The 12,889-nt window shown below is 70.5% G+C and carries 7 protein-coding genes; 1 reads left to right on the top strand and 6 read right to left on the bottom strand.

Going from position 1 to position 12,889, the window contains the following annotated elements:
• Positions 1–5,331: beta strand repeat-containing protein (locus tag K1Y73_RS15320; RefSeq protein ID WP_225029180.1), on the bottom strand; the 5,331-nt coding region annotated here is incomplete at its 3' end.
• A gap of 324 nt (positions 5,332–5,655) precedes the next feature.
• Between K1Y73_RS15320 and K1Y73_RS15315 the strand changes: the two genes are divergently transcribed.
• Positions 5,656–7,527 carry an O-linked N-acetylglucosamine transferase, SPINDLY family protein gene (locus tag K1Y73_RS15315; RefSeq protein WP_225029179.1) on the top strand — a complete coding sequence of 624 codons (1,872 nt, stop codon included), beginning with the start codon at positions 5,656–5,658 and terminating at the stop codon, positions 7,525–7,527.
• On the opposite strand, the gene K1Y73_RS15310 is transcribed toward K1Y73_RS15315, so the two are convergent.
• The 5 genes from K1Y73_RS15310 to K1Y73_RS15290 form a co-directional block, all read right to left on the bottom strand.
• Entirely contained in the window at positions 7,518–8,552 is a 1,035-nt protein-coding gene (locus tag K1Y73_RS15310; protein WP_225029178.1) for an aldose epimerase family protein, read from the bottom strand. The genes K1Y73_RS15315 and K1Y73_RS15310 overlap by 10 nt on opposite strands.
• 77 nt (positions 8,553–8,629) lie before the next feature.
• A complete protein-coding gene (locus tag K1Y73_RS15305; protein WP_225029177.1) occupies positions 8,630–9,682 on the bottom strand; it encodes an AbrB family transcriptional regulator in 1,053 nt (350 codons plus the stop codon).
• A complete protein-coding gene (locus K1Y73_RS15300) occupies positions 9,672–9,974 on the bottom strand; it encodes a DUF4387 family protein (protein WP_225029176.1) in 303 nt (100 codons plus the stop codon). The genes K1Y73_RS15305 and K1Y73_RS15300 overlap by 11 nt, the downstream gene beginning before the upstream one ends.
• On the bottom strand, positions 9,961–11,328 hold the full coding sequence (locus K1Y73_RS15295) for an acyclic terpene utilization AtuA family protein (RefSeq protein ID WP_225029175.1): 1,368 nt from the start codon (positions 11,326–11,328) through the stop codon (positions 9,961–9,963). Before K1Y73_RS15295 ends, K1Y73_RS15300 begins: the two co-directional genes overlap by 14 nt.
• A 24-nt stretch (positions 11,329–11,352) precedes the next feature.
• Positions 11,353–12,879, bottom strand: coding sequence for a tripartite tricarboxylate transporter permease (locus K1Y73_RS15290; protein ID WP_225029174.1), 1,527 nt, complete (start codon positions 12,877–12,879; stop codon positions 11,353–11,355).
• Between the last annotated feature and the right edge of the window lie 10 nt (positions 12,880–12,889).

The raw sequence follows: 12,889 nt of genomic DNA, 5'->3' as shown, positions 1-12,889 counted from the left end.
GCTGGTCAGCGCCGCGACCTGTGCCGTGGTCAGCCCGCGCAGCGCCGCAGTGCTCAGCGCCGCCAGATCGGCCGAATCGATCGCCGCCACCGCCGAGGACGACAGGCCCGCGACCTGCGCGCTGCTCAGCGCCGCCGCCTGGGCCGAGGTCAGCGCCACCGCCGCCTCGGTGCCCAGACCCGCCAGCGCCGCTGCGCTGAGCGCCGCGATCTGCGCGGTACTCAGCCCCGAAAGCTGGTCGGTGGTCAGGGCGGCCAGCTGGGCGCTGGTCAGCGCGGCGATCTGGCCGGTGGCCAGGGCCGCGGTCTGCGCCGTGGTCAGCGCCTGGATGACCGTGGTCGTCAGCCCCGCAATCGCCGCGGTGGTCAGATTGGCGATATGTTTGGTCGACAGCGCCGCCGCCTGATCGCTGCTTAGCGCCGCGGCCTGGGCCGCGCTGAGCCCGCGCAGCGCGGTGGTGCCCAGGGCGGCCAGATCCTCGGTCTCCATCGCGGCGATTTCGGCCGTGCCGAAGCCCATGATCTGGGTCGAGGTCAGCGCCGCCGCCTGATCGGTGCCAAGCGCCACGATATCGGCGGTGTCGAAGCCCTGCATCGCCTGCGTGGACAGGGCCGCGATCTGCGCCCCGGTCAGCCCGGCGATCTGATCGGTCGACAGCGCCGCGATCTGGGCCGAGGACAGAACCCCCACCTGCGACACCGTCAAGGCGCCGATCTGGGCGCTGTCCAGCGCGGCGAAACTGGCCGCGCCCAGCGCGGCAATGGCCGCGGTCGACAGCCAGGTGATCTGCCCCGTCGTCAAGGCCGCCGCCTGATCGCTGCCCAGCGCGCCGGCCTGGGCCGCGCCCAGACCGCGGATCGCCGTGGTGGTCAGCGCGGCCAGATCCTCGGTCTCAAGGGCCGCGATCGCGCCGGTGGCCAGGGCGGCGATCTGGGCACTGCCCAGCGCGGCCGCCTGTTGCGTCGTCAGCGCGACGATATCGTCGGTGCCCAGACCCGCCAGCGCCGCCGTGGCCAGCCGGGCGATCTGCGCAGGCGTCAGGCCGGCCAGCTGATCGGTGCCGAAGCCCGCGATCTGGGTGCTGGTCAGCGCCGCGATCTGCGCCGTGGTCAGCGCAGCCAGCTGGTCCGTGCCAAGGCCCGCAAGGGCATCGGTCGTCAGCGCCCGGATCTGCGCCGTGGTCAAGGCGGCCAGTTGCGCCGTGGTCAGCGCCGCGCCCTGATCGCTGCCGAGCGCCGCGATCTGCGCCGAGGTCAGGCCACGGATGGCCGCGCTGCCGATCGCCGCCAGATCCTCGGTCTCGAAGGCGGCGATGGCGGCGCTGCCCAGCATCGCCAGCTGCGCGCTGCCCAGAACCGCCGCCTGCACCGTGGTCAGCGCGACGATATCATCAGTGCCCAGCCCGGCGATCGCAGCCGAAGTCAGGCCCGCGACCTGGGCCGTGGTCAGGCCGGCGATCTGATCGGTGGTCAGGGCGCCGATCTGCGCGCTGGTCAGCGCGGCGATCTGGGCCGTGGTCAGCGCCGCGACCTGGCCGGTGGCCAAAGCCGCCACTGCCGCGGTCGAGAGGTGGGAAATCTGGGCCGTAGTCAGCGATGCAAGCTGCGCCGTGGTCAGCGCCGCCGCCTGATCGCTGGTCAGCGCGGACACCTGGGCCGCGCCCAGGCCGCGCAGCGCCGCCGTGGTCAGCGCGGCCAGATCCTCGGTCTCAAGCGCCGCGATCACCGCCGTCGTCAGGCCGGCGATCTGGGCACTGCCCAGCGCGGCCATCTGCGCGGTGGTCAGCGCCACGGCATCTTCGGTCTCAAGCCCGGCCAACGCGGCCGGCCCAAGCGCCGCGACATCGGCGCTGCGCAGGGCGGCGATCTGATCGGTGGTCAGCGCCGCGACCTGGGCCGAGCCCAGCGCGGCCGCCTGCGCCGGGGTCAGGGCGGCCACCTGCGCCGTGGTCAAGGCCGCAATCGCCGCGGTGGTCAGCGCCCCGACCTGGGCTGCCGACATCGCCGCCACCTGCGCCGTGGTCAGCGCCGCGACCTGATCGGAAGACAGGGCCGCGGCCTGGGCGGTGGACAGCGCGCGCAGCGCCGCCGTGGTCAGGGCCGCCAGATCGGCGGCCTCAAGCGCGGCGATGTCATCGGTGCCAAAGGCCTGGATCTGCTGGCTGCTCAGCGCCGCAACCTGGGCCGAGGACAGGGCGGTGAAATCCTCGGCCTCAAGCGCCACGATGTCGCCCGAGGTGATGGCTCCGACCTGCGCCGTGGTCAGCGCGCCCACCTGGTCACTGGTCAGGGCGCGCATCTGCGCGGTCGACAAGCTGGCGAATTGCGCCAGCGACAGCGCCCCGATCTGATCGGTGGTCAGCGCCGCCACTTCGGCCGCGCTCAGCGTGGCCAGCTGGGCCGTGGTCAGCGCCGCGGTTTGCGCCGTGGTCAGGGCGGCGATCTGGTCGCTGCCAAGCGCGGTGAATTGCGTGGGCGACAGGGCCAGAAGCTGGGCATTGCTCAGCCCCGCCAGCGCCTCGGTTCCCAGAACCGCAAGCTGCCCCGCGGTCAGCGCGGCGATCTGTGCCGTGGTCAGGGCCCGCGCCTGGTCCGAGCCCAGCGCCGCCGCGCCGGCCGTGGACAGGCGGCTGATCTGGGTGATCGTCAGCGCCGCGATCTGGCCCGAAGACAGCGCCGCCGCCTGATCGCCGGTCATCGCCGCCATCTGCGCGGTCGTCAGGCCCCGCAGCGCCAGCGTGCCCAGGGCCACAAGATCCTCGGTCTCCATCCCGGCAAACCCCGCCGCCGTCAGGCCGGTGATCTGGCCGCTGCTCAGCACCGCCGTCTGGGCGGTGGTCAGCGCCGCGACCTGGGCCGAGCCCAGCCCCGCCAGCGCCGCCGCCGCAAGCCGCGCCACCTGCGCCGTGCTGAGCGCGCCGACCTGATCGGTGGTCAGCGCCCCCAGTTGCGCAGAGCTGAGCGCGCCGGCCTGGCCGGTGCTGATCCCGGCCAACTGATCGGTGGTCAGGGCGGCGATCGCGGCGGTGGACAGGCCGGCGATCTGGCTGGTCGAGAAACCGGCGATCTGCGCGGTGGTCAGCGAGGCGATCTGCGCGGTCGTCAGCGCCCCCAGTTGCGCGGCCTTCAGCGCCGCCAGCTGGGCCGAGGTCAGGGCCGCGATCTGATCGGTTCCCAGCGCCGCCATATCGGCCGCGTCAATGGCCGAAATCGCCGCCACCGACAGGGCGGCAATCTGCGCCGTGGTCAGCGCCGCGACCTGGGCCGAGCCCAGCGCCTTGGCCTGGGCCGAGCCCAACCCGCGGATCGCCGCCGTGCCCAAAGCCGCCAGATCCTCGGTCTCGAAGCGCGAGATCACCAGCGTCGACAGCGCCGCCAGCTGCGCCGAGGTCAGCGCCGCCGCCTGGGCGGTGGTCAGTGCAACGCCCCCGGCCGTGCCCAGCCCCTTGATCGCCGCAGCCCCGATCGCGGCCACCTGCCCGGTGCCCAGCGCCGCGATCTGCGCCGTGGTCAGCGCGCCGACCTGAACCGAGGTCAGCCCGGCCACCTGCGCGGTGCTGAGGCTGGCAACCTGTGCGGTCGTCATCTGTGCCAGGTCGCCCGCGTCGATCCCGGCGATGCCGGCCGTGGCCAGGGCGGCCAGCTGCGCCGTGGTCAGCGCCGCGATCTGCGCCGCGGTCAGCGCCTTGATCTGCGCCGAGCTGAAGCCGCGGATCGCCCCGGTGCCCAATGCCGCCAAATCCTCGGTCTCCATCCGCGCCAGAATGGCCGTGCCCAGCGCTGCGACCTGGGCACTGGTCAGCACCGCGGCCTGATCGCTGGTCAGCGCGACCAGATCGGCCGATTCCAGCCCCTTCAGCGCGCCGGCCGACAGGGCGGTGATCTGCTGGGTGGTCAGCGCCGCGATCTGGCCGGTGGTCAGCGCCTGCAGCTGCAGGCTGCTCATCGCGGCGATCTGCGCGGTGGTCAGGGCGCGGATCTGGTCACTGCCCAGCGCCGCCAGATCGGCGGGCGTGATGCCAAGGAAGGCTGCTGCCTGCAGCTGCGCCAGCTGGGCCGTGGTCAGGGCGCCGATCTGCGCGCTGCCCAGCGCCGCCGCCTGGGCCGAGGACAGACCGCGGATCGCCAGCGTGCCCAGCGCCGCCAGATCCTCGGTCTCGATCCGGGCCAGCGCGGTGGTCGACAGGGCGGCCAGCTGCGCACTGGTCAGCACCGCCGCCTGCGCCGTGGTCATCGCGACCAGATCGGCCGATTCCAGCCCCTTGATCGCCGCCACCGACAGGGCCGCGACCTGCCCCGTCGTCAGCGCCGCCACCTGCGCCGTGGTCAGCGCCGCGACCTGCAGGCTGGACAGGCCCGCAACCTGCGCCGTCGTCAGCGCGGCGATCTGATCGGTGCCCAGGCCCGCGAAGGCCGCAGCCGACAGCTTGCCCAGCGCCGCCGCCGACATGGCCGCGATCTGCGCCGTGGTCAGCGCGCCGGCCTGGGCACTGGTCAGCACCGCCGCCTGCCCGGTCGTCAGCCCGCGGATCGCCGCGGTGGTGAAAGCCGCCAGATCCGCCGTCTCGATCCGCGAAAAGGCCTGCGTGCTGATCGCCGCCAACTGGGAACTGGACAGCGCCGCCGCCTGATCGGTGGTCAGCGCCGCGATGTCGTTCGAGGCGAGGCCGCGCAGCGCGATCTGGCCCAGCGCCGCAATCTGGGCGGTGGTCAGCGCCGCGACCTGATCGCTGGTCAGCGCGGTGATCTGGGTGCTGGTCAGCGCCGCCGCCTGCGCGGTGGTCAGCGCCGCGACCTGATCGCTGCCCAGGGCCGCGATCGCCGCCGTCGACAGTTTCGCCACAACGCCCGTCGACAGGGCCGCGATCTGGCTGCTGTCAAGCGCCGCGATCTGCCCCGAGGTCAGCGCCGCCGCCTGCGCCGCGGTGATCCCGCGCAGCGCCGCCGTGCCCAGTGCTGCGAAATCCGCCGTCTCCATCCGCGACAGGGTGTTGACGGCCAGCGCTGCGACCTGCGCGCTGCCCAGCGCCGCCGCCTGCGCCGTCGAGAAGGCGACCAGATCGGCCGTTTCCAGCCCCGCCAGGCCCGATGCCGCCAGCGCCGCGACCTGCGCGGTGGACAGGTGCGCGACCTGCGCCGTGCCCAGCGCCCGGATCTGCGCGCTGCCCAGCACCGCCACCTGCGCCGTGGTCAGCGCCGCGATCTGCGCCGTGGTCAGCGCCGGGATCTGCAGCGTCGTCAGCGCGCGGATGTCGGCCGTGGTCAGGGCCGCGATGGCCGCGGTCGAAAGTGCGGCGATCTGCGCAGGCGTCAGAGAAGAGATCGTGGCCATGATACCCTCGGCAAGCGGCTGGGGCGCGGCCGGCCCGAGGCCCGGGGGCAGCGCGAAGACAGCCCTCCTGGGCCGGACGTACAGCCGGGAAAGCTGTCAGATGATCCTTCACGATTGATGAAATCCCGGGCTTTCTCGGGGCGTGACCCGTGGCAAGAACGTGGCTTTTCAGACAAATTTATATTAAATTATAGCTGTTTAGCTGGAATCCGGCCCGGGGCCCTGCGGGGATTTACCAAATGTTCAGCCCCTTGGCCTGAGATGCGCCAGAACCCTGCCGGGCGCGATCCGGCCCTGCGCAGGCCGCAGCCCGGAGAAGCCGTGATGAACATGCCTTTCGCCCCCTCTCTTCCCCTGCCCGACGATGCGCGGCGGGTTGCCAGCGCCCTGGCGGCGGCCGGGGGGATCGCCTCGGTGCCGCCGGCCGAGTTTCCGCATTTCCTGCGCGCCGTGCAGGCGCTGGATCTGGTGGCGCTGGTCGGCCTGGCCGAAGGCGCGCCCAATCCGGGCGAGGCGGCGCTGCTTTATGACCTGTGGCTGGCCGCCAACGGGGCGACGCTGCCGGCCTGTGCGGTCTGGTTCAATCTGGGCGTGCTGCGGATGAAGTCCGGCCAGCCCGGCCTTGCGGCCGAGGCCTATCGGGCCGTGCTGCGGCTGAAGCCCGACCTGCACGAGGCGTCGGTCAATCTGGGCACGGCGCTGGAAGCCGCGGGCGACACGGCCGGGGCCATTGCCGCCTGGCGCGCGGCCCTGCCACCGCCGGCGCTGCGGCAGATCCTGCACAACCAGTTGGGCCGGCTGCTGGAGGCCGAGGGCAAGCTGGGCCCCGCCGCGCAGGAATTGCGCGCCTCGCTCATGATCACTCCCGATCAGCCCGATGTGCAGCAGCACCTGATCCATGCCCGCCAGCGCATGACCGACTGGCCGGCCCAGGCGCTGGATGTGCCCGGCCTGACCGATGCCGCGGCCGCGCGCAATTGCGGCCCGCTGGCGGCGCTGGCGCTGTATGACGACCCGCTGGATCAGGCCGCCGCCGCCGCGCTGTGGATCGCCCGCAAGATCCCCTTTCCCGGCGGCCCGCTGGCCCCCGCGGCGGGCTATCCGCATGACCGGATCCGCATCGGCTATCTTTCAACCGATTTCTGCCGCCATGCCATGAGCTTCCTGATCGCCGAACTGATCGAGCGGCACGATCGCCAGCGCTTCCAGGTGCATGGCTATTGCGCCTCGCCCGAGGATGGCTCGGAGATCCGCGCCCGGCTGCGCGGCGCCTTCGACCACTTCACCGTGATCAAGGGGCTTGGCGATGAACAGGCGGCCCGCCGCATCGCCGCCGATGAAATCGACGTGCTGATCGACCTGAACGGCCTGACCAATGGCGCGCGGCTGGAGATCCTGCGCTGGAAGCCCGCGCCGGTGCAGGCCACCTATCTGGGCTATATCGGCCCGGTGCCGCTGGCCGAGCTGGATTATCTGATCTGCGACGCGGTGACCGTGCCGCCCGATCTGGCCGAGGCCTATACGCCGCGCCCGCTGCGGATTGAGGGGTGTTATCAGGCCAATGACAGCACCCCGCCGCGGCTGCCGCCGGTCAGCCGGGCCGAAGAGGGCCTGCCCCAGGCGGGTTTCGTCTTCGCCTGTCATTCGCATCACTACAAGCTGACGGCGCCGATGTGGGACAGCTGGCTGCGCATCCTGCAGGCGGTGCCCGGATCGGTGCTGTGGCTGGTCGATGACACGGCCGAGGGCCGGGCGGCACTGTCGGCGCGCTGGGCGGCGGCGGGGCTGGCGCCCGAGCGGCTGATCTTCGCGCCACGGGTCGATCCCGATCGCTACCGCGCCCGGCTGGCGCTGGCCGATCTGTTCCTGGACACCGCGCCTTACAATGCCGGCACCATCGCCTCGGATGCGCTGCGCATGGGCCTGCCCCTGCTGACGCTGCAGGGCAAGGCCTTCTCGTCGCGCATGGCGTCAAGCCTGCTGACGGCGGTGGGCCTGCCCGATTGCATCGCGACCAGCCCGGAAGACTATGAGGCGCGGGCGATCGATCTGGCGCTGTCGCCCGACCGGCTGGCGCAGGCCCGCGCGCATCTGGCGGGCGGCGCCTGGGCGCGCAGCTTGGGCGATGCGGCCGATTTCACCCGCCGGTTCGAGGCCGCCATCGCCTCGGTCCGGCGGCGCCCCGATCAGTCCTGAGCCGCGAAGGAAAAGACCATGACATGACGATAGGTCTCGCCCGGGTCCAGCCGGGCCGAGGGGAAGCCGGGATGATTGGGCGAATCCGGCCAGCGCTGGGTTTCCAGCGCAAAGCCGGAAAACCGGCCATAGCGGGCGCCGTCCTTGCCGGCCAGGCCTTCGGGCAGGGCGCCGCCGGTGTAGAATTGCAGCCCCGGCGCATTGGACCAGATCTGCATCCGCCGCCCCGAGGTCGGATCCCGCGCCAGCGCGGTGGGGCGCAGCGCCTGGCCCGCCAGATCCTGGACCGGGGCGGACAGGCAGAAATTGTGGTCAAACCCGCCCGGCCCGGGCAGAGCGGCGCCGATGGCGCGCGGCCGGGTGAAATCGAAGGGCGTGCCGGCCACGGGCAGCACGTCGCCGGTCGGGATCAGCCCCGGCCCGACCGGCGTATAGCGATCGGCCCAAAGCTGCAGCTCTTGCGCCAGAACATCGCCCGCGCCCTGCCCCGCCATGTTGAAATAGGCGTGGTTGACCAGGTTCACCACCGTTGGCGCGTCGGTCTGCGCCTCCATCTCGATCCAGAGCCGGTCCTGCGGGTCGATCCGGTAGCGGCAGGTCATCCGCAGCGCGCCCGGATAGCCCATCTCGCCCGCCGGCGACTGCGCGTCCAGGGTGACGCGATCGGCCGCCGCCTCGACGATGCGCCAATGCTTGCGGTCGATCCCGGCGCGCCCGCCATGCAGATGGTTGGCGCCCTCGTTGCAATCCAGCTGCACCGCCTGCCCGTCCAGCGCGAAACGCCCGCCGGCGATGCGGTTGGCATAGCGCCCGCAGGTGGCGCCGAAATAGGCCGGCGTCGCCTGCCAATCGGCGGCCGTGTCATGGCCCAGCACGATATCGGCAAACTCGCCCTCGCGGTCGGGCACCCACAATTCGGCCAGCCGCGCGCCCCAGGTCAGCACCTTGGCGGTCAGCCCCGCACTGCCGGTCAAGGTGACCTCGGTCACCTCTTCGCCGTCGATCCGCCCGATCCCGTGGCTCATGCCCCGCCTCCCTGCGCTTCCGCCGGGAATAGCACGGCGGCGGCAGGTTGCGCGAGGGGGCGGCTGCGAAAGGGGGGCTAGCCGCCCCGGCGCAGCACCAGCTTGGCGACGACCGGCGCCAGGAGGATGACCAGGATCAGCCGCAACAGATGATGGCTGACCACAAAGGCCAGATCGGCCCCGGTCATGATCGCGATCACCACCATCTCGGCCTGGCCGCCGGGCAGGAAGGCCAGAAAGGCCTCTTGTCCCGGCGCAAGGCCGGTCTGGGTGATCAATTCGATGAAGCCCAGGCTCAGCAGCGCCAGCAGGGCCGCGTAAAGCAGGCCCGCGCCCACGTCGATGCGGATCTCGCGCAGGGTGATGCCGGTGTATTTCACCCCGACCGACAGGCCGATGAACAGCTGTGCCGCCCAGATCATCTCGCTGGGCGGGCGGGCATGGATCACCCCGGTCAGCGACAGGATCGCGGCCAGGATCATCGGCCCCAGGATCGAGGCGCCGAACAGACCCAGCCGCTCGGCCGCCTTCCAGCCGACCAGCCCCGCCACCAGCAGGATGACGATCTGCTCTGCCCCGACGCTGGAGGCCGGCTGGCCCGGCGCCTGGGTCAGGTCCACCGCCCAAAGCCAATGCATCAGGATCGGCGCAAGGGTGACGATGGCCAGAACCCGCGTGGCATGGATCAGCGACAGGGCGCGCAGATCGCCCCCCGCCTCGGCGCCGAAGACCAGCATGTCCTGCAACCCGCCCGGCATGGCCGCATACCAGGCGGTCGGATGGTCAAAGCCGAAGACCCGGCGGAACAGCGGATAGCCCATACAGGCAATCGCCAGGATGAACAGCGGCACGAAGGCCAGCGAGCCGGCCATGGCGGGCAGCTTATGCACCAGATCCGGCGTGATCGAGGCGCCGACGGCAAGGCCCAGGAAGGTGCGCAGATAAGTGCCAAAGGCGCCCATATCGGCCAGCTGCGCCCGCGCCAGCGCCGCGATCAGGCAGGCGGTCATCGGGCCCATCAGCAGGGGCAGCGGCAGATGCAGGGCCCAGAACACCCCTGCCCCCACCGCGGCCACGGCCAGCGTCACCGCCCGCCGCCGCCACAGACCGGGCAGGGGCTTAGCCGTCAATCTCCAGCTCCGCCAGAAGATGCGCCCATTGCGCGCCATGCATGTCGCGGTCGTCGCGGCTGCCCTGCACCACGGGCCGCGGGAACGAGACCTTGATCACGTTCAGATCGGCAATGTCGAAGCGTTTCAGCAGCTGTTCGGGCTGGCTGTAGACCTGCGCCACCGCGGCGGTGGACAGGCCCTTGACCAGCCGGTCATAGGCCTGGGCCGAGCCGCAGAAGATGTCGACCGTCACCCAGAACGGGCCGGCATTCTTCGAACGCACCTTCTTGGCGATTTCACCCACGCGCATGGGACACCTCCGTCACCTCAAGGCGGAAGGCCTCCATCGGGTCGTCCAGCCGCATCACATGGTTCAGCGCGAATTCATACAGCGCGCCGCGATTGGTGGTGGCGGGCGAATAGGGAAAGGCGAAGGTCGGCAGTTCCTCGTTCGGCGTCAGCGGGTGATGCAGGACGAAGGGGTTGATCAGCTTGCCGATTTCCGTGGCCTTGGCCTGGCTGGTCGCGGTGATGATGCCCAGAACCCCCACCTCGACCGGCTGGCCGACGCGCTTTTCCATCGCGCCCAGCGCGGAATTCACCCCGATCAGCCGGAATTCCAGGCTGTAATCGTCAGGCCCCATGCCGGTCCGCCCGGCGATGGCCTCGACGCAATGCGCGGTCAGCCCGTCGACCCAATCCTGCGCCAGGTCCACATAGCGCGGGTCGCGCAACACGGCCAGGATCGTGGTCTGGTAGCCCGCGGCCCGCGCGCCCTCCAGCTTGACCGTATAGGGGCCGGGCACCCATTTCGAGCCTTCGACCCGCACGCGCCGGTCATCCAGCGCGGTATAGCGCGCGCCGCGCACGTCCAGATAGCCGCCCGGTTCATACAATTGGAACGGGTCGGAGTTCTCATACAGCATATGGGCAGACACCGAATGCGGGGTGCAGGCGGCTTCCAGCGCCATGGGTTCCACGGTGAAGCCGGTCGCGTCGAAATCGACCAGGATCGTGCCGGTCATCGGATGGGTGGAACACAGCGCCCCGCATTCGGCGATCTTGGCGCCATGCCAGGCCCCGCCGGCCAGATCGCCACGCGACAAAGGCAGGGCCGCGATGATCGCCGTATCGGTGGTGCGCCCGGCAATCACCACATCGGCGCCGGTGGCCAGCGCCGCCAGAACCTGCTCGGCCCCCGCCAGCGCCACGATATTGGTCATCGAGGCCAGCAGATCGGCGCTGATCTCGGGCGCGGCCGACAGGGGCGTGACCCGGCCCGCTTCCAGCGCCGCGATCACCCGGTCGGCGGGCTGGCCGCAATAGAGCCGGGCGATCTTCAGGGACTGGCCCAGTTCCTCGGCCAGTTCCAGGGTGATCTGATACATCCAGTCCACGGTCGCATCCGCGCCGCAGGTGCCCGAAGTGCCGATCACCAGCGGCACCCCGGCCTCGGCCCGGGCCTGCATCAGCTCGCGCCATTCGGCCTTGGTGGCGGCGCGGGAGTATTTCGATTCCCCCGCGCCCAGAGAATAGGGGCCACTGTCCGTTGACCCGCCGTCGATGGCGATGATGTCAGGCTTCATCGCCACACCGCGCGCCAGCGCCTTCCGGTCAAATCCCAGACCCAGAACCCCTGACGGTACAAGCACCCGCGTCGGCATCAACGTCTCCTCAGTCTTTCTGCTTCAATCCTGGTCCATCGGCATGTCGGTCTTCGGCACCGGCGGACGCTTCAGCACGCGGCGCAGGAAGACCGGCGCCACAAAACCGCCCACGGCCAGGATCCACAGCCCCACCGCGATCGGCGACGAGAACAGGAACATCCAGTCGCCGTCCGAGATGGTCAACCCGCGCCGCAGCCAGTCTTCCATCTGGTTGCCCAAAAGGATGCCCAGGATCACCGGCACGGTCGGCACGTCCAGCTTGCGCAGGATATAGCCCAGAACCCCGAAGGCGATCATCATCAGCAGGTCGAAATAGCTGCCCGACAGCGAGAAGATCCCGACGAAGCTGACCATGGTCACCATCGGCATCAGGAACCATGGCGGCACCGACAGGATCTTCACGAAGATCCGCACCAGCGGCACGTTCATGAACAGCAGCACGAAGTTCGCGATGAACAGGCTGGCGATCAGACCCCAGACCACTTGCGGCTGGTCGGTGAACAGACGCGGGCCGGGGGTGATGTTCAGGGTCAGCAGCAGCGCCAGCATCACCGCCGTCGTGCCCGAACCGGGGACGCCCAGCGTCAGCATCGGGATCATCGCCCCGCCCGCCGCCGCGTTGTTGCCGGCCTCGGGCGCGGCCACCCCGCGCGGATCGCCCTTGCCGAAGGTGCCCTTGCCGCCCGAGATGCTTTTCTCGGCCATATAGGCCATGAAGGATCCCAGCGAGGCGCCGGCGCCCGGCAGGATGCCGGCGATGAAGCCCAGGCCCGTGCCGCGCATCATCGCACCGAAGGACCGCTTCAGATCGCCCCAGGGGATCAGCAGCTTGCCGACCTTGATGCCCAGGGCCGAGCTGCGCCCGTGGCTTTCGATGAAGATGAAGATCTCGGAAATCGCGAACAGGCCGACGATGGCGACCAGGAAGTCGATCCCGTCATAAAGATGCAGGTTGCCGCCGGTAAAGCGCGCGGCGCTGGTGGAATTGTCCAGCCCGACCATGGCCAGGCCCAGGCCCAGACAGGCCGCGAAAGCCGATTTCGCCTGGTTGTTCGAGGTCAGCCCGCCCAGCGTGGCGAAGGCCAGCATATACAGCGCGAAATATTCCGCCGGGCCGAAGCGATAGGCGACCGAGGCCAGCAGCGGCGCCACGACGACAAGGCCCACGGTCGACAGGAACGAGCCCACGAACGAGGCCACGCCCGAGATGACCAGCGCATCCCCCGCGCGGCCCTGCTTGGCCATGGGAAATCCGTCCAGCGTGGTCATCATCGCCGGCTCGTCGCCCGGGATGTTCAGCAGGATCGACGAGATCCGCCCGCCATACATGCAGCCGTAATAGACCGAGGTCAGCAGCACCAGCGATTCAATCGCATCCAGCTTCAGCGCGAAGGCCAGCGGGATCAGGATGGCGACGCCGTTCGACGGGCCAAGCCCCGGCAGCGCGCCGATGATCGTGCCCAGGAAGCAGCCACAGATGGCAAGGAACAGGGTATAGGGCGTCAAGGCGACGCCGAACCCCATCCAGAGGTTGGCCAAAGTATCCATGCGATGCGGC

The organism is Xinfangfangia pollutisoli (assembly GCF_020179405.1).
GTDB lineage: Bacteria > Pseudomonadota > Alphaproteobacteria > Rhodobacterales > Rhodobacteraceae > Pseudogemmobacter > Pseudogemmobacter pollutisoli.
This window is presented reverse-complemented; position numbering and strand designations above follow the sequence as displayed.

Coding starts and splice junctions, on each gene's coding strand:
- K1Y73_RS15315 (WP_225029179.1), top strand. CDS start 5,656: ATGAACATGCCTTTCGCCCCCTCTCTTCCCCTGCCCGACGATGCGCGG.
- K1Y73_RS15290 (WP_225029174.1), bottom strand. CDS start 12,879: ATGGATACTTTGGCCAACCTCTGGATGGGGTTCGGCGTCGCCTTGACG.
- K1Y73_RS15310 (WP_225029178.1), bottom strand. CDS start 8,552: ATGAGCCACGGGATCGGGCGGATCGACGGCGAAGAGGTGACCGAGGTC.
- K1Y73_RS15300 (WP_225029176.1), bottom strand. CDS start 9,974: ATGCGCGTGGGTGAAATCGCCAAGAAGGTGCGTTCGAAGAATGCCGGC.
- K1Y73_RS15295 (WP_225029175.1), bottom strand. CDS start 11,328: ATGCCGACGCGGGTGCTTGTACCGTCAGGGGTTCTGGGTCTGGGATTT.